The sequence below is a fragment of the Thermodesulfomicrobium thermophilum DSM 16697 genome, assembly GCF_059568695.1.
The window spans coordinates 26166-48543 of the sequence record NZ_JCANTW010000016.1; the positions used below are offsets into that span (position 1 = coordinate 26166).

The window sequence follows — 22378 nt, forward strand, 5'->3', positions numbered from 1 at the left end:
CCGCTCTGCGATCTTTGCGGCTTATCGCTGCAGGCACTCCGGGCAGCGTTGGGGATCCATGAACCAGCGCACCAGGAACATGCCGGCCACAAACCCGCCGATGTGGGCCCACCAGGCCACGCCGCCGCCTTCCGGGCCGGCCAGTGCGCCGGAGAAGACCTGGGAGAGGAACCACAGCCCCAGAAAAAGTACCGCAGGCAGCTCGAAGATCATGGGGACGAAAAGGATGGGGACGAAGGTCACCACCCGGGCATGGGGGTAGAGGCTGAAGTAGGCGCCCATGACTCCGGCGATGGCCCCGGAGGCACCGACTACCGGCACGGTGGAATTCAGGTTGAGGGCCAGGTGCGCCCCCAAGGCGAGAAGGCCACAGGTGAGATAGAAGGCCGCGAAGCGCACGTGCCCCATGACGTCTTCCACGTTGTCGCCGAACACCCACAGGATCCACATGTTGCCGATGATGTGCATCCAGCCCGAGTGGAGGAACATGTGGGTGATGAAGGCCAGCGGCAGTCCGCCGGGATATCCGTGCCAGGCCGCCCATTCCGGATGGGTGAAGCGGGCCGGCACCACACCCCACAGGTGCATGAACTGGAGTTCCTGGGGGAAGCTCATGCCGCGGGTGGCGAGGAATACGGTGATGTTGATGGCCACGATGGCCCAGGTGATGAGGGGACGGTGGCGGGAGGGGATGGTGTCACGAAGGGGAAACATGCGGACTCCCAGGGGATTCGGGCCATACGCCGTGGTGGAGGAAGTGGCGCAGGCGGTGGAGGAGACGCTGGCGGCGGCCTTGGGCCAGGCGCATGGCCACGGCCAGCGCGGCCAGGGTGCGACGGAGGGTATCGTCCAGAGGGCCGGAATTGTCCACCACCAGATGGGCTGCCCGGATCTTGCGCGCTTGCGGCCATTGCCAGGAGTCCATGCGGCTTCGTTGCTCCGGGCCCCAGCCCCGGTCCGCCAAGCGCTGGTGGCGGAGATCGTCCGGACAGAAGACCCCGAACACTAGATCGCAGTCCTCGGCCATGCCTCCTTCAAGAAGCAGGGGGATCTCCGCCGCGGCCACCGGGGCGTCGCGGTGCGCTTCCCAGAAGGCCGCCACTTCTGCGCGCACCACGGGGTGGATGAGGGACTCCACTTCCCGGCGCAGGCGCGGGTCTTCCATGGCCTGCGCCAGGGCAGTCCGGTCCACGGGCTTGTCGTCGCTGGGGGTGAACCTGCGGCCGTAGTGGCAGCGGAGGATCTCCCATCCCACGGCGCCGGGAAGGTAGCTTTGGGCCACGATGGCGTCGGCGCTCACGGTGGGGACGCCGGCCTCGGCCAGCATGCGGGTGACGGTGCTCTTGCCGCATCCGGGGCAGCCGGTGATACCCAGCCGCAGCGTGCGGTGGGTGAGGGCTTCGAGAGTGTCCCAGAAGTCTTGGGGCGGTGCGGCGCGGAATTCCAGCCTCTGGCCGGTGATGGGGTGGGCAAAGGCCAGGTACCAGCTGTGGAGCATCTGGCGCGGGGCCATGGCGGCGATGGCGCCTGGCGCGTAGACCGCATCGCCGAGGAGCGGGTGCTTTTGGGCGGCAAGGTGCACCCGGATCTGATGGGTGCGGCCGGTGTGGATGCGCACCCGCACCAAGGTGGCCTGGCCGTCTGGGGCCTGCCACAGGGGCCAGACCTCGGTGAGGGCGGGGCGGCCGTGGGGCACCACCGCCATGCGGGTCTTGAGGGTCGGGTGCCGGTCCATGGGCAGGTCCACGCGCATGGGCTCGTGGAGGGCGCCTGCCACCAGGGCCAGGTATTCCTTGTGCACCCGGCGTTCGCTGAAGACCGCGCTGAGGCCGACCCGTGCCGGTTCGGAGAGGGCGAGGACCAGCAGGCCTGATGTGTCCTTGTCCAAGCGGTGGACCACGCCGGGGCGTTCGCCGCCGAGGGTGAGCAAGGCGGGGAAGGCCGCGCCCGCCCGCTCCACCACGGTGGGGCCTTCCACCGAAGGGGCAGGGTGGGTGGTGAGGCCCCGGGCCTTGTCGATGACCACCAGATGGGCATCGGCATAGAGTACGGACAGCGGCCCGGGGTCTGGGGTGACGGTGGCGGGAGAAGGATCCGGGACCTCCAGGGTGAGGCGCTGCCCGGCGCTTACCCGCAGGCTCGGTTTGCCGCAGGGGCGGCCGTCCACGGTGGCCAGTCCTGCGCGGATCCATTCCTGGATGCGGGCGCGCGGGACAGTGTCCCCCAGGTGGTGCATCCACAGTTGGTCGAGCCGAGTCCCTGCCCACTGGGAAAGCACCTGGAGCGCATGGATCATGGCCGCCTCCCTCGTTCGTTGGAGCATGGACAAACTGGACAAACCCCGATACAAGGACCGCCAGTCGTTTCGTGAACCAGAGTTTGCAAGGAGTGTTGCATGGCGCGAGCCCTACCCCAGCATGAGGCCGATATTTCCCTGGAGACGCAGCTCCAGAACCTCGACCGTGAGGAATTGCTGGATTTTTGGGAAGAAAGTCAATTCCTTGATCAGTATTTGGAATCCTCGTGTCCGTCCTGCTCGGCGTCGGTGCACTACGAGCAGGCCATTGTCTTGGAGTTGCAGCGTCGGGCGACCCTCGGTCGATTGTAAAGGAACCTCGGCGGCGCGTCGCGTCGTCGGGCGGGTGTGTGGCCCTCCTGCGGGAGGGCCTTTTTTTATGCCCGCGGTCGGCCGATGCAAAAGTAGGCGAAACCCTGGCTGGCCAGGAGCCGGGGATCGTAGAGGTTGCGGCCGTCGAAGATGATGGGCGCGGTGAGGGCCTTTTTGATGCGGGCAAAATCCGGATTGCGGAACTGGTTCCACTCCGTCACCACCACCAGGGCGTCGGCCCCTTGCAGGATGGCGTAGGGATCTTCCTCGATGGAGACGAGGGGATTGTCCGCCAGGATCTCCCGTGCCTTGTGCCGCGCCACGGGATCGAAGGCCCGTACGCGCATGCCCTGTTGGGTGAGGCGGGCGATGATGGCCAGCGCCGGGGCCTGACGCATGTCGTCGGTATTGGGTTTGAAGGCGAGCCCCCATAGGGCGACGGTCTTGCCCGCCACCCCGCCTTGAGGGGCGAAGTAGTCTTCGATCTTGGCGGCGAGCAGCGCCTTTTGCCGCTCGTTGACTTCATCCACCGCGGCCAAGAGCTGCGGCTCGTAGCCCGCCTGTCGGGCCGTACCCACCAGGGCTTTGACATCCTTGGGAAAACAGGAGCCTCCGTAACCGACGCCAGGGTAGATGAACTGGTAGCCGATGCGGTGGTCCGCGCCGATGCCGTGGCGGACCTCCGCCACATCGGCCCCCACGCGGTCACAGATGTTGGCGATCTCGTTGATGAAGCTGATCTTGGTGGCCAGCATGCAGTTGGCGGCGTACTTGGTCATCTCCGCGCTGCGCACGCCCATGACGATGAGCTTTTCCCGGCTGCGGGCGTACGGCGCGTAGAGGGCGCGCAAGAGCTCTGCGGTGCGCACGTTGTCCGTGCCCACGATGACGCGGTCCGGCTTCATGAAGTCGTTGACGGCGTCGCCTTCCTTGAGAAACTCGGGGTTGGAGACCACATCGAACTCCACGGATACGCCCCGGGCGTCCAACTCTTCCTGAATGAGGCTCCGCACCCAATCCGCCGTGCCCACTGGAACGGTGGATTTGTTCACGACAATGGCGTATTGGGAAAGATTTTTTCCAATATCCCTCGCGGCCTGTTCGACGAAGGAAAGGTCTGCGGAGCCGTCGGGCCCTTCCGGGGTCCCCACGCAGCAAAAGAGGAAGAGTTTGTCGCGCATGGCTGTGGCCAGATCCGTGGTAAAAGAAAGGCGTCCGGCGTCGATATTGCGTCGGACGATCTCTTCCAGTCCAGGTTCATAGATATGGACACGGCCGTGCTGAAGTTGCTCCACAACGGCGTCATTGACGTCCACGCACTCCACAGTGTTGCCCATCTCGGCAAAGCATGCGGCGGTGACGAGGCCCACGTATCCGGTGCCGATAATGCATATATTCATGGATGTCTCCGTGCAGGATTGGGTTAAGAGGTGCGGCCCGCAGCGCGGGTGAAGCCGTAATCCAGGAGTTTGACGGTCTCGCGGTGGCGTACACTCGAAGAGGTGGCGCCGAGAACCACGGCCAGGAGTCGGGTCTTGCCGCGTTTGGCCGTGGCCACGATGTTGAATCCCGATGCGCAGACGAACCCGGTCTTGAGGCCGTCAGCGCCGGGGTAGGTCTCCAGGAGGGAATTGGCGTTGTGATGGGTGACTCCGCGGTAGGTGTGCGTGGTCATGGAGTGGATGGCCAGGGACTCGGGAAAACGGCGCAGATAGGCCCGGGCAAGCGCGGCCAGGTCTCGGGCCGTGCTCACTTGTCCAGGAGCAGGCAGGCCGCTGGGATTTTTGAAGACCGTGCGGCGCAAGCCCAGCTCCCGCGCTTTGGCGTTCATGCGCGCCACGAAGGCGGCGGTGTTGCCCCTGCCCAAATACTCGGCCACCGCCATGCAGGCGTTGTTGGCTGAGGCCACGCTGATGCCTTTGATGAGTTCCATGAGGGGTGCCTTTTCTCCAGGCACGAGGTACATGGACGATCCGCCCACCCGGGCGGAGCGGGCGCTCACCGGGATCTCGGCCGAGACCGAGAGTTTGCCTTGGGCGATGGCCTCGCGGATGAGGTAGAGGGTCATGACTTTGGTCACCGAGGCGGGGGGGATGAGGCGGTCGGCATCCTGGGCGAAGTAGACTTCTCCGGAGTCCATGTCCATAAGATAGGCCGCCTTGGCTTGGATGCGAAAGGGGGTGGAGCGAGCCGTGTTCGCGGCGGGGCGCGGCGTGCCGGACGTGTGGCTCGAGGCCCTTGGGGATGAGGTCTTGCGGACAGACGCAGCCGTGGACCGGGAAGCTTTGGTCTTGGAGGCAGTGGCCTTGGACTTGGACGTTCGCGAAGCGGCGGATGGCTTGGTTTTGGTCGTTCGGGAAGGGACGGACGCCTTGGCCTTGGCTGGCCGGGACGGAGCGCTTGCTTCCTTGGGTGGAGATTGTGGGGTGGCCTCGGCGGGCGGGGCGGAGGGTGGTTGGGGCGTGGGCGCGATGACTTGCCCACGGAATTGTCCGCCAGTCTCTTCCTGTGCTGCTGCAGGCAGAAGCAGGGCCAAGGTCAGGACAACGCAGAGTATGGAAAAAATGAGATTGCGCATGGCCCCGCGCCCTACGCGCGGGCTGGGCGATGGGTCAAGTGAAGAGCGCGGCGGCCGGCGGCTTGTTTTTCCGATACCTATCGTGGTATCTTCCTAAAAAGGCGCTCAGATTTGGGGGCCCCGCGTCCCACAACCGCAAATCGGTGGAGGTAATACTATGAAATCGTTGCTGCTTATTGTCGGTGGTCTGGTGCTGACGGCAGGCATGGCGGTTGCCGCCGGAGACGAAGCCTTGGCGCGGCGGGTGTGTACGTCATGCCACAGTTTCAAACGGGTGGAAGCCCGGTTTGGCCAGGATCAGGCGGCCTGGGAGAAGCTCGTAGGGCGCATGCTCGCCAAGGGAGCTGCGCCGCAGATCTCGGACGCCGAGCGCGCCGCCGTCGTCCAGTGGCTCGCGTCTCAGAAATAACACCACCTTCGTCCCCGGCGGGAAGTTCCTGCCGGGGACAAGAGTCCTCCCCAAGGCCCGGGTACGGCGGGCGCGGGGGGCTGGGGCTTTTGGCCCGATGCTTGCTTTTTGGATGGGCACAAGGAGTGCGCCATGCAAAACAGCAGCTACAGCGCCCTGTTCGGGGCACTGACCCAAGAGCGGCGACTGGATATCATCGCCAACAATCTCGCCAATGTGAACACTGCGGGTTTCAAAGGGGATCGGTTGGCCTTTCAGGATACCTTCATCCGCTACGCCCACGACTTGGAAAATCCCAACTATAGTGTCCGTGAGCAAGTGGCCTGGCCGCGCAGCTACCTCATTGCCCAGCCGCGCATTGCCGAGCGTGTCATCGATTTGACGCAGGGGCCGCTGGAGACCACGGGCAATCCTTTGGATCTCGCCGTGGCGGGCGAGGGGTTTTTCCGCCTTCAGACCCCGCAAGGGGAGATGCTCTCCCGCGGCGGCGGGTTCCAACTTTCTCCAGACGGATTTGTGGTGGACGCCCAGGGCAATCGCCTTCTGGGGGAGGGCGGCCCGATCCAGATCCCGGAAGGGACTCGGGACATCGTCATCTCCGCCGACGGACTTTTGAGCGCCGACAACGAGGCCGTGGACCGCATCCCCCTGGTCCGGGTGGAAGATCCTCAGGTGCTGGAAAAGATGGGGGCGAATCTCCTGCGCATCCGGCCGGAGAGCGGCGCGGCCCCCCTGCCTGCCGAGGATGCCGAGGTGGTGCAGGGCGCGGTGGAAAGGCCCAACGTGGAGGTGGTCACCGAGATGGTCAACATGATCGAAACCATGCGTGCCTACGAAGCCTATCAGAAGATCATCACCGGGACCTTTGATCAGGACAAGAAACTCATCACCGAGGTGGGATCGGTGCGCTAGGCGCGTGCGTCCCGCGCAAGGAGGAAACTATGATTCGCGCATTGTGGACCGCGGCCTCGGGCATGGTGGCCCAGCAGATGAACCTGGACGTGACGTCCAACAATCTGGCCAACGTCAATACCACCGGGTTCAAGAAGAACCGCGCCGAGTTCGAAGACCTCATGTACCAGAATCTCAAGATCGCGGGAACACTCAATCAAAACGGCGATCAGCTTCCTGTGGGCCTGCAAATCGGCCTAGGTGTGCGCCCTGTGGCCGTGCACAAGCTTTTTTCCCAGGGCGATTTTCAAAATACCGGCAACCAACTGGACATCGCCATCGAGGGAGAAGGATTCTTTCGCGTCGATAAAGGCGGGGAAATCGCCTACACGCGCAGTGGCGCATTCAAGCTCAACAGTGACGGCACCATTGTCACGGATAACGGCTACCCGTTGCAGCCCGCCTTCACCGTTCCCCAGGAAACCCAAAACATCATGATCACCGAGGACGGGCACCTCACCTGTGTGGACAAGAACGGCACCACGCTGGCGGAGACGGACATCCCGGTGTACACCTTCGTGAACCCCGCAGGGCTCAAGGCCATCGGCCGCAATCTTTTTTACCAGACCGACGCCTCGGGCGAGGCCATCGAGAACGTGCCGGGCCAAGGCAACGCCGGCACCCTGGCCCAGGGGTTTCTGGAAATGTCCAATGTGGAGATCGTGGAGGAAATGGTGAACATGATCGTGGGCCAGCGCGCCTATGAGGCCAACTCCAAGGCCATCACCACGGCGGATTCCCTCCTGCAGATCGCCAATCAAGTGAAGCGGTAGGATGGGGTTATGCGTGCTCTGGTGTTTTTTCTCGTCATGACCTTGACCGCCTCAGCGGCCGCGGCAGGACGTCTGGTGGCGCCTGAGGCCGTGTGTGTGCCGTCCGGAGCCCAGGTTATTACATTGGCCCATCTTGCTCGGGCCGAAGGCGAGGACGCCATGGCGTTCCTCGAGCGCTGGGGGCAGACTTCCGTGGCTCCGGCCCCGCAGATCGTTGGGGGGCGGGTGCGCATTTCCGGGCGGGCCGTGCGGCAGGCGGTGGCCGGCCGCGTTCCGGTGCCTGCCCCGCCCATGGCGTTCCCGGACGAGATCTTGGTGCAGCGGGGCGGCCAAGTGGTGGCGCTGGAGCGCCTGCGGCCTGCCGTGGAGCAGGCCTTGGTGGCGCACTTGGCCGCTCTGGGCGGCGAGGCGCGTATCACCCAATGGCGGCTGCCGCAATGGTTTTTCATTGCTGCCGACGAGCCGGTACGGCTCCGCCTGGTGCCGCCGTCGGCCCTTTCCGGCTCCATCCCGGTGCGCGTGGAGGCGGTGGACGAGGCGGGCGTGGTGCGGGATGCCCTCTCCGGGGTGGTGCTTGCCGAGGTGTGGGCCGAGGTGCCGTGCGCGGCGCGGTCCCTTTCCCGGGGCGAGGTGGTGCAGGAGCAGAGTGTGGTGCGTCTGCGTATGGATCTGGCGGCCCTGGGGCGTCCGGTGTGGGATGGCGCGGGCATGGGGGCCGTGCGGGTGCGCTCCGCGGTGCCGCAGGGAAGGCCCATCCTGGCGGAGATGGTGGAGCCGGTGCCAGCGGTGGAGCGGGGACGGATGGTGCGCGTGATCTTCGACAACGGTCGGCTGCGGTTGGCGGCCCCCGGCCAGAGTTTGGAGGACGGCGCGTTAGGCAGCGTGATCCGGGTACGCAACCTGCAAAGCCAGCGTGTGGTGGAGGCCCGGGTGGTGGATGAGTCCACGGTGCGTGTGGGGGGCATATGAAAGCCATAGGGACGATGGTGGTGCTTTTGGTCTTGATTGTGGGGTGCGCGACTCCTTCCCGCCGACCCTCTGTGGGGCGCAGCCTGGAGCCACAGCCGCAGACAGCGGTGCCTGCCTGGGAAAATCCCGGATCCCTGTTTGATCCTGATGGGGCGGCGGTCTTGTTTGCCGATCCCCGGGCGCGGCGGGTGGGGGATATCGTGGTGGTGAAGATTTTGGACAGCACCACGGCTAAGAACACGGCCTCCACCACGGCGGATAAAAAGAGCAGCGTCGATCTGGGAGTCAGTAATTTTTTGGGGCGGGATTCCCTGCCGTATCTCGGCGATGTGGGCACCACCCCCATGGTCAAGGCTGGGTCCACCAATAATTTTGAAAGCGAAGGGGAGACCAAGAGGGAGAGTTCGGTGAAGGCTACGGTGGCGGCGCGGGTGATGCGGGTCCTTCCTGGGGGGGTGTTCGAAATCATGGGAGCCCGGGAGATGCGCATCAACGGCGAGACCCAACTGGTGGCCGTGGAAGGCTTGGTCCGGGCGCGGGACATCGCTGCGGACAACACCGTGGAGTCTTCGTATTTGGCGGACGCCCGCGTCGAGTTCTTTGGCGAAGGGGTGCTGGCGGAAAAGCAGCGGCCGGGATGGCTGGCAAGGATTTTGGACCATGTGTGGCCGTTTTAGGAGTATCGCTGTGTGGATCGTGCTCGCCGTGTTGGGTGTGACGGCGGCAGGCCCGGCGTGGGGGGCGCGGCTCAAGGACATCGCCTCCTTCAGTGGGGTGCGTTCCAATGATCTGGTGGGCTACGGCCTGGTGGTGGGGCTTTCGGGCACCGGAGACAAGAGCGGCTCGGAGTTCACCATCCAGTCCATGGCCAACATGCTCGAATCCATGGGCGTCAAGGTGGACCGTGCCCAGCTCAAGCCGAAAAATGTGGCTGCGGTCATGGTCACGGCCAAGATGCCGGCCTCGGCGCGTCCGGGCTCACGGCTGGACGTGACGGTTTCTTCCATGGGCGACGCCCAGTCGCTGCTGGGCGGAGTCCTGCTGCTGACCCCGCTGCGGGGCGTGGACGGACAGGTCTATGCCTTGTCCCAAGGCCCGCTCACCGTGGGCGGGTTTTCCGACGCAGGCGAGGCGACCACGACCACCAAGAACGTGGTGACCGTGGCGCGCATCCCGGGCGGGGCCGTGGTGGAGCGGCCGGTGCCCTTCCAGTTCAACGAACAGAAGGACGTGACCATCCATCTGGACTCCCAGGACTTCAGCACCACCCAGCAGGTGGTGGACACCCTCAACGAGGTCATGGCCGGGCCGTACGCCGCGGCCCAGGACGCGGCTACGGTGAAGCTGCGCATCCCGGAGCGCTACCAGGGCAACATCGTGGGGCTCATGGCGGAGCTGGAGAACGTGGAAATCCGTCCCGACAGCCGGGCACGGGTGGTGGTGGACGAAAAGATCGGTACCGTGGTTTTTGGTGCCAACGTGACCTTGTCCAAGGTGGCGGTGACCCACGGAAACCTTCAACTTGTGGTGGCCGAGCAGCCGCAGGTATCCCAGCCCGGGGCCTTTTCCGGCGGGCAGACCGTGGTGACGCCCAATACTCAGGTGGGGGCGCGTGAGGAAAAACGCAACATCACCATGCTCGAAGGGGCCACGGTGCAGGATTTGGTGCAAGGGCTCAATGCCATCGGCGCCACGCCCCGGGATCTCATCTCCATTCTCCGCACGCTCAAGGCCGCGGGTGCCCTGCACGCGGATCTAGAGGTGCTCTAGGAGGTCGTCATGGCGGATATTCGAGCTCTTGGCTCCCGAGACCCCGATTCGCCGCAGGTGCGCGAGGCCCGGTTGAAGAAGGCCACCCAGGACTTCGAGGCCCTGTTCCTTGCGCAGATGTGGAAGCAGATGCGCCAGGGGGTGGGCAAGGACGGGCTCCTCTCTTCCCCCCAGTCGGAGAGCTATATCTCCCTGTTTGATCAAGAGATGGGAGTGAAGATGGCCGAGGCCGGAGGCATCGGCCTTGGGGACATGCTCTTTCGGCAGCTGCAAACACGTCTGGAGCGTGCTGGCCATGGCGCGCCGCCGCCGCTGCAGCCGCTGCGCTCCCCGGTGGCGTCTGCTTCTGGGGCGGCCTCCAGTGCAGCGTCCTCTCAAGGTCCAGCGCAGCCGGACCCCAGCACAGCGGCGGTGGACGCCTTGGCAGAGCGCATCGTGCGCGAAAAGGCCCAGGCGCTTGCCCCCGAGGCAAACACAGCAGCGCGCCCGGAGGCAGACGCGGCCCACGGGCCGCAGACGGCCTCGGCGGCGCTTGCTCCAGGCGAGGGGATTTGGCTTACGTGGTAGCAAACGGCTGCACCGTCGCCGTGCCATCGGGGTTCCGGACAAAGAAGTGCGGGTTTTCCGGAACTTCCCGCGGCCGGCGCGCCTCGTCCACCGCCACGTAGCGGAACAGTCCTTCGGTCACCAATTGGCGTTCGGCTTCGTAGACCCCCACCAATTGCCGGGCCCAGACCTCCAGCTTGATGTCCAGGGAGGAGCGGCCCACGCGCACCAGCTCTGCGTGGATGCAGATGGTGTCCCCCATCTTCACGGGCTTGTCGAAACTCATCTTCTCCACACTCACCGTCACCACCCGGCCCTGAGCCACTTCCGAGGCCATGAGCCCCCCGGCGATGTCCATTTGGCTCAAGATCCAGCCGCCGAAGATATCGCCGCTGGGGTTGGTGTCCTTGGGCATGGCGAGGGTGCGCAGCACCAGCAGACCGCGTGGGGTACGAGCAATGGGCATGGCGTGCCTCCAGGATGGGATGATGCGCCAATGTACGGCGGCGGGCCTCTCTCTGTCCACGGGGAAAAACAGCGCTTGGGGCAGGCCGGAAAAAGGTGCCGCGCAGGGGGAGGCAGCAATGCACTTTTATTATATTTTTTAATTATTTCAAAGTGTTTTTGGATTGGCCATCTCCTTGCATCCCCGAAGGGCGAAAGGGTGTTTTTTTCCCGTGAGGAGGCAGTGATCATGGAACAGCTCGTGGTGCAGAGCATCTCCCGCCAGGCCAAAGGGGCGCAGCTTTTGGCCATGCTCTTGGAAGAGGAGCACCGGTTGCTGCGCGCCGGCACCCCCCAGGCCGTGGCCGGGGTCGAGCTCATGGTGCAGGAATTGGTGCGGCAACTCGCTGCGGAGCGCGCCTTGGTGCGCCGGCTTCTGGGGGGCCTGGGCGTGGAGCGGGTGGGGGACCTCATGGCGCAGATGGAAGAAGATTCGCGGGCCAAGTGTGCGGAGTGGTTGCAGGCCCTGGAGGCGGGGGAGCAGAAGAGCGCACGCCAGAGCATGATCAACATGGATTTGGCCGAAGCCCTGCTTGCGCAGACCCGGGGGCTTCTGGCCCGCATCCAGCGTGACGTGCTGCCTCGGGAAAGCCATGTCTATACCGCCCGGGGGATGTGGCAGCGGCGGGCGCCGGACGCCGCCTTGGTGCACGGGAGGCTGTGATGGTCGGCATCACCAGCCTGTTCGAGATCGGCAAGCGTTCGCTTCTGGCGAGCCAAAGCGCCATCCAGGTCACCGGCAACAACATCTCCAACGCCAATACCGAAGGCTACAGCCGGCAGCGGGTGCGCCTGGAAGACGGTCTCTACATCAGTACCGTGCCCGGCCAGATCGGCACCGGCGTGCAGGCCGCCGAGGTGCTGCGGGATTTCGACGAGTTCATCGAACTCCAATATCTGGGCAAGTCTTCGGAATTCTTGCGCTGGGATACCTTGAGCGCCCGTCTGCAGGATGTGGAAGGCGCGTTCAACGAGGCCAATACCGAGGGCATGAACACGGCCCTGGCGCGGTTTTTCGCCGATTGGCAGCAGCTCGCCACCCGGCCCGATGACAGCAATGTCCGCACCGCCCTGCTCGCGGACGCCCAGAATTTGCAGATCTTTCTCACCGGCGCCGACAGCCGTCTGGAGCAGATGCGCGCCCAGGCGGATGCGGCCCTGGAAGACGACGTGGAGACCATCAACGGCCTGCTTCGGGACATCGCCCAACTCAACGTGGCCATTTTGGGGGCCGAGGTGCCGGGGAGCATCAATGCCAACGGGTTGCGTGATGAGCGTGCCACGCTGGTGCGCACGCTCGCCGAAAAGATGGACATCGTGTACGTGGATAACGGCGGCGGCAACGTGACCATCACCACCAAGGCCGGGCAGACGTTGGTCTCTCGGGGGGAGTATTTCGAGCTTGAGGTGGAAGGGCCCCAGGCCATCGCCGATGTGGCGGCCTTTGACGGCAGTATCCAGTTTTCCGGGCAAAGCGATCACGAATACTTGGTGCAGGTGGTCACGGGCGGGGCCTTGGGGACGGCGCAGTTTCGGGTGTCCGTGGACGGCGGGCGCACCTGGCTTGCGGACGCCAGCGGCAACGACACCTTTACGGCCCAGGCGTACGCCAACCGCATCACCCTGCCGGACGACAAGCTCGACGTATGGTTTACGGCCGGGACGCAAGACCTGCAGGCCGGAGACATCTTTCAGATCGTTCCCCACAAGGGGGTGTATTGGTACGAGAACTCGTCCTCCAAGATGAACATCACCCCGCGCATCTTCCCCAGCGGCCAGGAGGACACCAGCCGCATCACCGGCGGCAGTATCGCCGGGATCTGTGCGTTTCGGGACTTCTACGTGGGGCGGTACAGCGAAAAGCTCGACGCCTTGGTGAAGACCGTGGTGTGGGAGGTGAACCGGCTGCACTCCCAGGGCACGGGCTTGGATGCCCTCACGGGCTGGACCGCCACCAACGCGGTGCGCAATACCGGTGTGCCCTTGGGCGGCGCCGATAGCGGCCTCATCTATGGGGAGAAGCTCACGGCCGGAAACCTGTCGCTTTCCGTGTACACGGACTCCGGCTCCCTGGTGCGCACCGTGGGCCTGGATTTGGATTCGGGAACCACCGGACAGCAGAATTTCGATCCCGCGGCGCACACCTTGGAAGACGTGCGCGCGGCCTTCGACGCCGTGGACGGCATCACGGCCACCATCGTGGACGGACGGCTGCGGCTTGCGGCCGATTCCGGCTTCACCTTCGCCTTTGGCACCGACGCCACAGGGCTTCTGGCCGCCCTGGGCATCAATACCTTTTTTGACGGCTCCCGGGCCAAGGATCTGCGGGTCAATGAGACCGTGAGCGCCCAGCCGGACCTCATCGCTTCCGGACATGTGAACGGGGCGGGCGAGCGCAACGTGGGGGACAACGCCACGGCCCTGGCCATGGCAGCCCTGCAGCACAAAAAAGTAGCGTTCACCACCACTTTCGAAGGTACGGTGCAGCAGACGGTGCAGGACAATTACGCCACCCTGGTGGCCTTGGTGGGCGCGGACGTATCCAACGCGTCGTTCAATCAGAGCTACCACAAGACCTTGGCCGACGATCTCGCCCGGCGTCAGGACGAGGTGGCGGGTGTCAATCTGGACGAGGAGATGACCAACCTCATCAAATTCCAGCACGCCTACGCCGCTGCCGCCAAGCTCATCACCACCTCCGATGCCATGATCCAGACCCTGCTCGGCATCAAGAACTAAGGAGGAAGCATGCGCGTCACCACCCGCAGCCTGTACGGCAACTTTCTGTCCACCGTTGCCCGGACGCAAGCAAAACTGGCGGATCTCAACGAGCAGGCCGCCACCCAGAAGCGTGTCAACAAGCCTTCGGACGACGCCGTGGGTACGGCCCGTATCTTTGCCTACCGCGATTCTTTGGCCGCCATCGGCCAGTATGAAAAGAACATCGAGGCCGCCAAGGGATGGCTGGGGCTGGCCGATGAAGTCACCATGCAGGCGAGCGATATCTTGTCGCGGCTGCAAGCCCTGGCCGAGCAAGGGGCCACAGGGACCCTCACCGCCAAGGATCGGGCCGCCTCGGCCTACGAGGCCCGGCAGCTCTTCCAGCAGCTCCTGGGCCTGGCCAATAGCCGCTACGAGGGGAATTCCATCTTTGCCGGGCACCGGACGGACGAGACCGCCTATGTCCAAGGCGCCATGGTCCTGAACCAGGACGGCGCCGTGGTGGCGCGGGCCGAAGGCAGCCCCCCGGCCACCATCCTCGTGCAATTCGTGGGGCCAGAGGGCACCCAAGCCACGGTGGGGACCACAGACCCCATCACCTACCGCTACACGACCGACGGCGGGGTCAATTGGACCACCAAGACCATGGACGCCACCTGGCCGCATACCTTGGATTTGGACGGGGTGACGGTGCATTTGGAAAACGGCTTCACCGTGGACCTTTCGCCTGCCACCAACACCAAGACGTCTCAGGGGACCTGGCTCACGGTGGCCACCGCCGCGGTGTACCAAGGCGATGTGGAGGCCGAGGCGGCCGTCACCTATGCGGCGAAACCCGCAGCGGCTGCCGATTTGCAGGTGGACGCCCTGCCCGGCCTTTCCCAGGACGTGCGCATCCAGGTCACCGCAGGCAGCATGGGCGGGCAGGTCTCCTACCAGTATAGCTTGGACGGCGGCGCCACGTGGAGCGCCGCTCAGACCGCGGATACCGGTCTTTCGCCGGTGCTCTGGACCCCGGCAGGCGCCGTGCGTCTGCGGGCGTCGTCCGGGACGAATTTGGCAGGCGTGGACATGACCGCCCGCACTGGGGCCGCCAGCGTGGATGCCTTGGGCACGGCGGTAAATGCCTGGGCCGCAGGGAGTTTTTCTGCCAACGTGCTCGTGCGGGTGGATGCCGCCACCTGGGTGGGGGCCCCGGGGAGCATCAGCTACTCCTACAGCACCGACGGCGGAACGACGTGGTCCACGGGGCATAGCGCGCCCAATGGGAGCAATCCTGTGCTTCCGGTCCCTGGCGGTGAGCTGCGGCTCACCCAGGGGCCGGGGGGGGAGTTGGATTTGCCTCAAGACGCCCTGTTCGTGGTGCGGCCCACCAGCGCCAGCCACGAGGTGGACGTGGCCTTGGGGTCGCGGGTGCGGCTCAACGACGTGGGCATGGAGATCTTTGGCGGGGTGTTTGCCTTGGGCGCGGTCACGGACACGGCCGATGCCAATCGGGCGAGCAATCTCTTGGTGGCTGCGGCCAAGCTGGTGGCGGCGCTGGAAACCAACGACCAGCAGGGGTGCGGCCGGGCGGTGGAGGCCATCAAGCAGGCGCGTTCCGCCCTGTCCGTGAGCATGGCTTCCATCGGTGCGCGGGAGAATCGCCTGGAAGTTGCTTCCATGGTGCTCTCAGGCCTCAAACTCGACGAAACCGAGCGCCTGAGCCGCGTGGAGGACGTAGACATCGCCGAACTCATGACCCGTTTGGCCAGCCAGCAGATGGCCTACGAGGCGGTGCTGCGGTCTTCGTCGTACATCCTGCGCCAGAGCCTGGCCAATTACCTCTAGGAGCAGGCATGCTCATCTTGTCGCGGAAAGTGGGGGAGAGCCTGATCCTGGGGGAAGACATCCGCATCACCGTACTGGCGGTGCGCTGCCAGCAGGTGCGGCTCGGCTTGGAGATTCCGGCGGAGGTGTCGGTATTCCGGGAGGAAATCTATCTCAAGGTGCGGGAGGCCAATACGGCCGCCCTGGAAACCGATGAACACGACCTTTTAGCAGCGGCATCGTTATGGAACAGCGAAACACACGAACCATAGCCTCCCGAGTGGGCACGGTGACCGTGGACCCGGCCTCGGTGGTGACGTTTCCCCACGGCCTCATCGGCTTCGAGCGCCTGCGGGATTTCGTGCTGGTGGATTTCAAGCCCGGCACGCCGTTTCGGTACTTGCAAAGTCTCGAGCGAGCCGAAGTGGGTTTTTTGGTGGCCGATCCCTTTGCCTTTCTCGGGGAGTACCGCATTCAGGTGGGCAGCGCCGAGGAGCGGATCCTCAAGGCGCGCTCGGTGCGGGAGTTGGTGGTCCTGGTGCCGGTGACGGTCCCCAAGGGTCGGCCTGAGGACGCGAGCCTCAATCTCATGGGGCCGTTGTGCCTCAATGTCCGCGAGCGTATCGGCCTGCAGGTCCCCCAAGTGGGCATGCAGCCCACCCGGGTGCTGCTGCGTGATTGCGGCGGGGAGTCTCTCGTGATGGCGCGGGCAGGTTAGCCCCAGAGGTCGAGGTCATGGCGCACTATGGCGGCCGCGATGTCCTCGCTCTTGGGCGCGTAGGTGCCTGCTGCTACCTGGGCCTTGAGGGCTGCTACCTTGTGCGCCCGCACCCCGTCCGCCTCGGTGGCGGCGGTGAGCACGGCGGCCTTGCGTCGACCTTCTTCGGAAAGCGATACCCGGTCGGTTTCCGGGGTGGGCGTGCGGTGCCGCGTGGCCTCGGTACGCTCCAGTTCCGGGGTGAGGCGCTGGGTTTCATAGCCCGCCAGGGGTGAAGTGATGGTCTTGATAGCCATGGGGCCTCCTACAGCATGGTTGCATCCACCTTGTGGTAGGTGATCTGCCACAAGCGCTGCATGAACCGGTCTTTTTCGCCATTGGTTATAGCATGAGGCGTGCCGTTTTCGTCTTTACGCAGAATTTCTAGTTCGTCGCCGTCCGGGGGATAGCGAAAGACCAAGCCTGGGCCGAATTCTGCGTCCAAAGCCTGACGGATTTCCTGCACTATAGGATTGGTGCTGGTGGAGCCCACCAGATTGTCCACGATCTCCCGTGCCACCCGTTCCACCAACAGGCGGCGTTTGGCCTCCTGGGAGATGGAGACGCTGTCGGCCGCGTCGCGCTGGCTCATGAACTTCTTGAGCCGCGAGATGCGCCGCCCGGTATCCATCTGCTGGTCATAGGTGCGCAGCACGTTTTTGACGAGAAAGGGACTGATGGTCACGGCAAGGCTCCTTCTTGTCTCGACCTATCGGCCGCGAGCCAAAAAACTTTAGGGCAGATGCGCCAAAAAAGAAATGCCCCGGCAAGGAAGCTCTCCTGGCCGGGGCAGAGGGATGCCGTTGGGGGCGCTAGCCCATGGGAGTATTGGGGACCATGTGCCAGATGCCGCAAGGGCAGGAGTCGGCGCAGAACCCGCAGCCAATGCAGCGTTTGGGATCGCTCACCATGGCAAAGCCGCCGTCCTCCAGACTCTGGCGGGAAATGGCCCCGCGTGGGCAGATGGCTTCGCAGGTGCCGCAGTCCCGGCATACGCCGCAGGAGGCGCATTCACTGGCGCATTCTTCCACGGACTCGAAACTGGCGCGGCGTGGATCGAAGTAGGCCAGGTGCATGCGCGTGGTGTCGATGGTCTCGGAAAGGAGGTTTCCGGGGTCCATGACCTCGTGGCGCAGGGCCTGGGCGTCGGCGATTTCTGCCGTGTCCGACAGGGGGCGGGTGCCGCGGTGGATGCCGTCGATGGTCTCGGCTACGCGCCGACCGTCGCCGATGGCCTGGGTGAGCAGGCCCAGGCGCACCACGTCGCCGATGGCGAAGACCCTCGGGTCCGTGGTCTGGCCGAACTGGTTGACCGTGACAAAGCCGCGTTCGCGGGCGATGTCTTCGGGGATGGCCGAGAGGTCCGGGGCGTCGCCGATGGACACGATGACCGTGTCCGCAGGCAGCAGTCGACCGTCGGTGAGCAGCACGCCTTCCGCCGTGATCTCCTTGGTGAAGCACGGCCACAGGAAGCGGGCCCCGGCGCGCTCGGCCTCTTCCCGCTCCTTGCCGAAGGAGGCGGGTTTTTGCACGTCGATGAGGGTGATGTCCGTGGCCCCCAGACGCGCGGCCTCGGTGGCCACGTCGCAGCCCACGTTGCCGGCGCCGATGATGACCACGCGTCGGCCCACCTGGGCGGAGCCGCGCTTGGCTGCCTTGAGGAAGTCCAGGGCCGTGATCAGGCGCTCTTTGCCGGGTACCGGCAGGGTGCGCGGCATGCTTGCGCCGGTGGCCAGGATCACGAAGTCGTGACGCTGGCGGATGGACTGGAATTCCTCCGGGGTCAGTGGTGTTTGCAGTTGTACGTGACCGATGACCTGGCGGGCGCGTTCGAGCTCCGCCTCCAGCACGGCGCGGGGGATGCGGCTTTCGGGGATGGCGGCGCTGAGTTTCCCGCCCAATTGTTCTTCGCGGTCGTAGACCACAGGATTGTGTCCCAGCAGACGCAGCTGCCAGGCCGCGGAAATGCCCGCAGGGCCGCCGCCGAGGATGGCCACCGAGGCCCCGGTGATGGGGGGAAGCTCCGGCATGCCGGCCTGCTCGCTCGCCCGGCCGAGGAGTCGCACGTCCACCGGGGCCATGCGGTCCAGGTTGCGGGTGCACCCCTGCATGCACAGGTTGGGGCAGAGATAGCCGCACACCGTGGCCGGGAAGGGGGTGTAACGCAGGGCGAGGTTCACGGCCTCGTCCATGCGGCCGGCGCGGATGAAGGCCCAGCGCTCCCGCACCGGGATGCCCGTGGGACAGCTGGACTGGCAGGGCGGCAAGTATTTGCAGTTTTCCCATACGGGCACCATGCGCCGGAGCTCGTCGGTGACGATGTAGCCGATGGGGGAGCGGTCCAGGGTGGTGAGGTCGCCGATGAGTCCGCCGCGGCCCAGTTCTCCGTCCCACACCTGGGCGCGGAATTCGGCCATGGAGCGGCGTTTCTTGGTGAGTTTTTCCTGGGGCGAGCGCGCCACCACCAGGTGCCAATCCTCACGGCAGGCAAGTTTGGGCAGGAGGTCGCTTTTGCCGACGCGTTCCAGAAAGTCTGCGAGTCCGGCGCGCAACCACTGCCAGTCCTCGTCGCCCAGGGGCACGTGTTTGGCGTCCGGCGGACTCACCCATTGTTCGGGGCCGCGGTAGAAGATGCGTCCGCCCACCATGCCCACGCAGGGCCGGTATCCGAGCACCTGATCCGGGTCCGGGGCATCCACGCCGCACACCACGGCGATGCCGCCGGCCATGAATTCGGCGAAATAGTCGCCCACCCCGCCGAGCACCCACAGCTCGGGCGGGGCAAAGCGGGGGTTGTGTTTGGTCATGGTCATGCCGCGGGAGCCGATGTGTCCGGCCACCCAGAGCTTGCCCTGGGCCATGGCATTGGCCGTGCCGTTGCCGGCGTTGCCGTGGACGATGATATGGGCGCCGGCGTTGAGCCAGCCGGTATCGTCCGAGGCCGGGCCCATGACTTCGATGGTGGTGCCGGGAAAACCAAAAGAACCCAGACGCTGCCCCGCGTGCCCGGTGACCGTGACCTGTACGGGCTCGGTGGCCGAGACCCAAAGCCGTCCGCCGATGCCATGCTGGCCGAAGGCCTCGATGGAGAGGCGCCGGGCCCCGGCGGTCACGGCCTGTTGGATGCGTTCCTCCAGGATGCGGGACTCCAGGCGGACGCCGTTTTCGTTTCCAGAGATGTGCACGTGTTCCATGATGTCCCTCGTTAAACGACGTAGCGGATCTGCAAGCGGTCAGCGGCATCTTTGTCATTGATGCCGATGGCGTCGGACATGCCGATGGGCAGGGAGGTGGAGCGGCCCAAGGGGGCGACGATCTTCTTGAGCTCGGTGTCGAAGCTCACGAAGAGGTCCACCAGGCGCTCGGCCACCTTTTCCGGATCCAGGCGGCGGTAGAGGCGCGGGTCTTGGGACGTGATGCCCTTGGGGCATTTGCCGATGTTGCAGATGTTGCACCGGTCGGACTCCGATCCCACGCACCCGGCCGCGGCCTGCATGGCGTACTTGCCGATCTGTACCGCCGAGGCGCCCAGCATGATGAGGGCCGCGGCGTTGGCCGCCAGATTGCCGTTCTTGCCGATGCCGCCGCCGGCGATGAGAGGGATCTCGTTCTGTTTGCCCAGGGCGCACAGGGTGAGGTAGCAATCGCGGATGTTGGAGGCGATGGGCGCGCCCATGTGGTCCATGGAGACGTTGTAGGCCGCGCCGGTGCCGCCGTCTTCGCCGTCGATGGCCAGGGCCGCGGCGTACGGGTTGCGGGTGAGGTTGTTGAGTACCGAGGTGGCGGTGGTGGTGCCGGAGATCTTGGGGTACACCGGCACACGAAATCCCCAGGCCATGCTCATGGACTGGATCATCTTGGCCACGGCCTCTTCGATGGAATACTTGGTCTGGTGGGTGGGCGGGCTGGGCAGGCTGACTCCCGGCGGCACCCCGCGGATGGCGGCGATGAGTTGGTTCACCTTGTGCCACATGAGGAGCCCCCCGTCGCCGGGCTTGGCCCCTTGGCCGTACTTGATCTCCACGGCGCAGGGGTCCTCCTTCATGTGCGGGATGGCGTGGATGATTTCGTCCCAGCCGAAATACCCCGAGGCGATCTGGAGGATGACGTACTTGAGGAAGCGGGAGCGCAACAGCCGCGGCGGCACGCCGCCTTCACCGGTGCAGATGCGAACCGGCATCCCCAACTCTTCGTTGAGGTACGCCACGCCCATTTGCAGGCCTTCCCACATGTTGGGCGAGAGCGCGCCGAAGGACATGCTCCCAATCATGAGTGGGTAGATTTCCCGCACCGGTGGGACCCAGCCCCCGTCCAGGGCGGCGCGCACACCCTCCTGGGGTGGGAGCACCCGGCCGAGCAGGGTGCGCAGGTCGAACTCATGCCGGCCGGCATCGAGGGCCGGGTCCGTGAGCATGGAGATGCGGATGAATTTGATGCGGTCGAGGACCGATTCGTTATCGTTGCGCCGTCCCCCACGGGTGCGCGCCTGGCCGCCGATATTGCGGTGCATGCGCAGCTTGTCCTTTTCGTCCGAGTGCATGGGCATGATGGCGTCGTTGGGACACACCAGGGTGCAGGTGGCGCAGCCCACACAGGCGCGGTGGGGTTCGGTGCATTGTTGGATGCCGTAACGGATGGACCAGGTGGTCTTGGGGCGTGTGGAGAGCGAGGGATGGGCGTGGATTTCCCGCTTGCGAAACACCCCGAGACGAATGGCGCCCACCGGGCAGACACTGGTACACGCGCCGCACAGGGTGCAGCGTTCTTCCCGCCACTGGATCTGCCAGGGCAGGTCTTTGATGCTCAGCTGTGAAGGGGAAGCGGCTGTGTTTGCCGACATACGGTTACCTCCTGGCGCGAGGGGCCAACGATGACGGTGTCGAGGTGCATGGGCTGGACGTCTTTGGAGCGGTCCCGATCCGGGATGGCGAAGTCCAGGCCGCAGATTTCCGAAGAAAAGGCGAACAGGCCGGGCCGACCGCCCACCACGCCGGGCCGCAGCTTCTTGCTGTCCTGCACCATGAACATGGTGCCGCCGGGGATGGCGCCGATGACGCAATTGGGACCGTCGATGATCATGCGGCGGCACAGCTGCTTGAGGCGGGCAAGAAACGCCTTTTGGGGGTGGTTTTCCAACTCGTGGTCCTTGAGGGGCGTGATGATGTGCTTGTACGCTTCGAGCGGCAGGCCCAGGACCTTGAGGGTGTAGTGGAGGATGTGGGTGAAGACCTCGGAGTCGGAATTGTAGCCTTCGTAGCCAGGGACGCCCTGATTCATGAGGAAATCGCGGATGGGCACGAAGGCGGTGTTTTCGCCGTTGGTCATGGTGGAGATCCCTTGGATGAAGAAGGGATGGCAGGCGTAGAGATTGATGGCGTAGTTGGTGTTCTGCCGGCCTTGGGCCAGGATGGTGCGGCACAGAAGTTCGTCCCTCTCCACGCCCAGGTATTCTCCCACCTGCAACGGATCACCGATCTCCTTGATCATGGCTGCGTCGGGCCAGAAGGAAAACACGATGATGTCTTCGTTTTCGAGCCCCATGTGCCGGAGTTCGAGGCGCGTGCGCACCAGGGCGAGCTCCCGCTCCTGCTGGGGAAGCGCGGCGATGTGCGCGGGCATGTCGTATACCCGCAGCACGTACACGTCCCGCTCCGGGGTCCAGCGGGGGCGTGGCCCTTGGGGCGTGATGGGCAGTTCCCACAGCGGCGTGAAGCCCCAATCCTCCATGGCGGCGTCCAGGCGCCGCAGCCCTTCCCGGGTGCAGATGCCCGAGAGGATGGGCTTGTCCTTGAAGGCGGCCAGCGGGCCGCCGAAGTCCGAGAGAAAGAGCCCTACTCCAGAGCCATCATGCCCCTCGCGCATGACATCGAGGGCGCGAATGGCGTGCATGGGGGAAACGGGCTCACTCGCGGTGAGCGCAAAGAGTCGGCACATAGATGTCTCCCTCAACTGATGTCTTTTTGCAAAAATGTATTTCAATTTT

At 65.0% G+C, this 22378-nt stretch carries 23 protein-coding genes; 13 read left to right on the forward strand and 10 right to left on the reverse strand.

What is annotated here, in order from left to right; all coding sequences use genetic code 11:
* Window positions 1–21: 21 nt before the first annotated feature.
* Together BR00_RS09425 and coaE are read right to left on the reverse strand one after the other, a co-directional pair.
* The gene (locus BR00_RS09425; RefSeq protein ID WP_496477343.1) at window positions 22–714 is read right to left on the reverse strand and encodes a rhomboid family intramembrane serine protease; all 693 of its coding nucleotides are present in this window, start codon (window positions 712–714) and stop codon (window positions 22–24) included.
* Entirely contained in the window at window positions 698–2296 is a 1599-nt protein-coding gene (coaE, locus tag BR00_RS09430; RefSeq protein ID WP_496477344.1) for a dephospho-CoA kinase, read from the reverse strand. The genes BR00_RS09425 and coaE overlap by 17 nt, the downstream gene beginning before the upstream one ends.
* Window positions 2297–2395: 99 nt before the next feature.
* Between coaE and BR00_RS09435 the strand changes: the two genes are divergently transcribed.
* Complete coding sequence (locus BR00_RS09435; RefSeq protein WP_496477345.1) at window positions 2396–2608, forward strand: hypothetical protein; 213 nt, start codon at window positions 2396–2398, stop codon at window positions 2606–2608.
* A 65-nt stretch (window positions 2609–2673) separates the two neighbouring features.
* Here BR00_RS09435 and BR00_RS09440 read toward each other — a convergent pair whose 3' ends face one another.
* Together BR00_RS09440 and BR00_RS09445 are read right to left on the reverse strand one after the other, a co-directional pair.
* Window positions 2674–4008: a UDP-glucose dehydrogenase family protein gene (locus tag BR00_RS09440; protein ID WP_496477346.1), complete on the reverse strand. Its 1335-nt coding sequence runs from the start codon at window positions 4006–4008 to the stop codon at window positions 2674–2676.
* A gap of 23 nt (window positions 4009–4031) precedes the next feature.
* A complete protein-coding gene (locus tag BR00_RS09445; RefSeq protein ID WP_496477347.1) occupies window positions 4032–5186 on the reverse strand; it encodes a D-alanyl-D-alanine carboxypeptidase family protein in 1155 nt (384 codons plus the stop codon).
* A gap of 157 nt (window positions 5187–5343) precedes the next feature.
* On the opposite strand from BR00_RS09445, the gene BR00_RS09450 reads away from it, so the two are divergent.
* From BR00_RS09450 to BR00_RS09480, 7 genes are all read left to right on the forward strand, one after another.
* Window positions 5344–5595: a c-type cytochrome gene (locus BR00_RS09450; protein WP_496477348.1), complete on the forward strand. Its 252-nt coding sequence runs from the start codon at window positions 5344–5346 to the stop codon at window positions 5593–5595.
* Between the two features lie 132 nt (window positions 5596–5727).
* Window positions 5728–6507 carry a flagellar basal-body rod protein FlgF gene (gene flgF, locus BR00_RS09455; protein ID WP_496477349.1) on the forward strand — a complete coding sequence of 260 codons (780 nt, stop codon included), beginning with the start codon at window positions 5728–5730 and terminating at the stop codon, window positions 6505–6507.
* 29 nt (window positions 6508–6536) lie between these two features.
* Window positions 6537–7319 carry a flagellar basal-body rod protein FlgG gene (gene flgG, locus BR00_RS09460; protein WP_496477350.1) on the forward strand — a complete coding sequence of 261 codons (783 nt, stop codon included), beginning with the start codon at window positions 6537–6539 and terminating at the stop codon, window positions 7317–7319.
* 9 nt (window positions 7320–7328) lie between these two features.
* On the forward strand, window positions 7329–8288 hold the full coding sequence (flgA, locus tag BR00_RS09465; RefSeq protein WP_496477351.1) for a flagellar basal body P-ring formation chaperone FlgA: 960 nt from the start codon (window positions 7329–7331) through the stop codon (window positions 8286–8288).
* A complete protein-coding gene (locus BR00_RS09470; RefSeq protein WP_496477352.1) occupies window positions 8285–8965 on the forward strand; it encodes a flagellar basal body L-ring protein FlgH in 681 nt (226 codons plus the stop codon). The genes flgA and BR00_RS09470 overlap by 4 nt, the downstream gene beginning before the upstream one ends.
* On the forward strand, window positions 8949–10058 hold the full coding sequence (locus tag BR00_RS09475; RefSeq protein WP_496477353.1) for a flagellar basal body P-ring protein FlgI: 1110 nt from the start codon (window positions 8949–8951) through the stop codon (window positions 10056–10058). The genes BR00_RS09470 and BR00_RS09475 overlap by 17 nt, the downstream gene beginning before the upstream one ends.
* A 9-nt stretch (window positions 10059–10067) precedes the next feature.
* Complete coding sequence (locus tag BR00_RS09480; protein ID WP_496477354.1) at window positions 10068–10625, forward strand: rod-binding protein; 558 nt, start codon at window positions 10068–10070, stop codon at window positions 10623–10625.
* Here BR00_RS09480 and BR00_RS09485 read toward each other — a convergent pair.
* Window positions 10615–11070, reverse strand: coding sequence for an acyl-CoA thioesterase (locus BR00_RS09485; protein ID WP_496477355.1), 456 nt, complete (start codon window positions 11068–11070; stop codon window positions 10615–10617). The genes BR00_RS09480 and BR00_RS09485 overlap by 11 nt on opposite strands.
* 228 nt (window positions 11071–11298) lie before the next feature.
* On the opposite strand from BR00_RS09485, the gene flgN reads away from it, so the two are divergent.
* Genes flgN through fliW form a run of 5 tightly spaced genes read left to right on the forward strand, consistent with a single transcriptional unit; the run spans window position 11299 to window position 16356 of the window.
* Entirely contained in the window at window positions 11299–11772 is a 474-nt protein-coding gene (gene flgN / locus BR00_RS09490; protein WP_496477356.1) for a flagellar export chaperone FlgN, read from the forward strand.
* Entirely contained in the window at window positions 11772–13847 is a 2076-nt protein-coding gene (flgK, locus tag BR00_RS09495) for a flagellar hook-associated protein FlgK (RefSeq protein ID WP_496477357.1), read from the forward strand. The genes flgN and flgK overlap by 1 nt, the downstream gene beginning before the upstream one ends.
* Before the next feature lie 9 nt (window positions 13848–13856).
* The gene (gene flgL / locus BR00_RS09500; RefSeq protein ID WP_496477358.1) at window positions 13857–15659 is read left to right on the forward strand and encodes a flagellar hook-associated protein FlgL; all 1803 of its coding nucleotides are present in this window, start codon (window positions 13857–13859) and stop codon (window positions 15657–15659) included.
* Window positions 15660–15667: 8 nt separating this feature from the next.
* A complete protein-coding gene (csrA, locus tag BR00_RS09505) occupies window positions 15668–15910 on the forward strand; it encodes a carbon storage regulator CsrA (RefSeq protein WP_496477359.1) in 243 nt (80 codons plus the stop codon).
* Entirely contained in the window at window positions 15883–16356 is a 474-nt protein-coding gene (fliW, locus tag BR00_RS09510) for a flagellar assembly protein FliW (RefSeq protein WP_496477360.1), read from the forward strand. The genes csrA and fliW overlap by 28 nt, the downstream gene beginning before the upstream one ends.
* Here the strand turns inward: fliW and flgM are convergent.
* From flgM to BR00_RS09535, 5 genes are all read right to left on the reverse strand, one after another.
* The gene (flgM, locus tag BR00_RS09515; RefSeq protein WP_496477361.1) at window positions 16353–16652 is read right to left on the reverse strand and encodes a flagellar biosynthesis anti-sigma factor FlgM; all 300 of its coding nucleotides are present in this window, start codon (window positions 16650–16652) and stop codon (window positions 16353–16355) included. The genes fliW and flgM overlap by 4 nt on opposite strands.
* 8 nt (window positions 16653–16660) lie before the next feature.
* Entirely contained in the window at window positions 16661–17080 is a 420-nt protein-coding gene (locus BR00_RS09520; protein WP_496477362.1) for a DVU0524 family FlgM-associated protein, read from the reverse strand.
* 127 nt (window positions 17081–17207) lie between these two features.
* Complete coding sequence (locus tag BR00_RS09525) at window positions 17208–19589, reverse strand: FAD-dependent oxidoreductase (RefSeq protein WP_496477363.1); 2382 nt, start codon at window positions 19587–19589, stop codon at window positions 17208–17210.
* A gap of 11 nt (window positions 19590–19600) precedes the next feature.
* Window positions 19601–21235 carry a glutamate synthase-related protein gene (locus tag BR00_RS09530; RefSeq protein WP_496477364.1) on the reverse strand — a complete coding sequence of 545 codons (1635 nt, stop codon included), beginning with the start codon at window positions 21233–21235 and terminating at the stop codon, window positions 19601–19603.
* Window positions 21199–22329 carry a class II glutamine amidotransferase domain-containing protein gene (locus BR00_RS09535; protein ID WP_496477365.1) on the reverse strand — a complete coding sequence of 377 codons (1131 nt, stop codon included), beginning with the start codon at window positions 22327–22329 and terminating at the stop codon, window positions 21199–21201. The genes BR00_RS09530 and BR00_RS09535 overlap by 37 nt, the downstream gene beginning before the upstream one ends.
* Window positions 22330–22378: the final 49 nt, after the last annotated feature.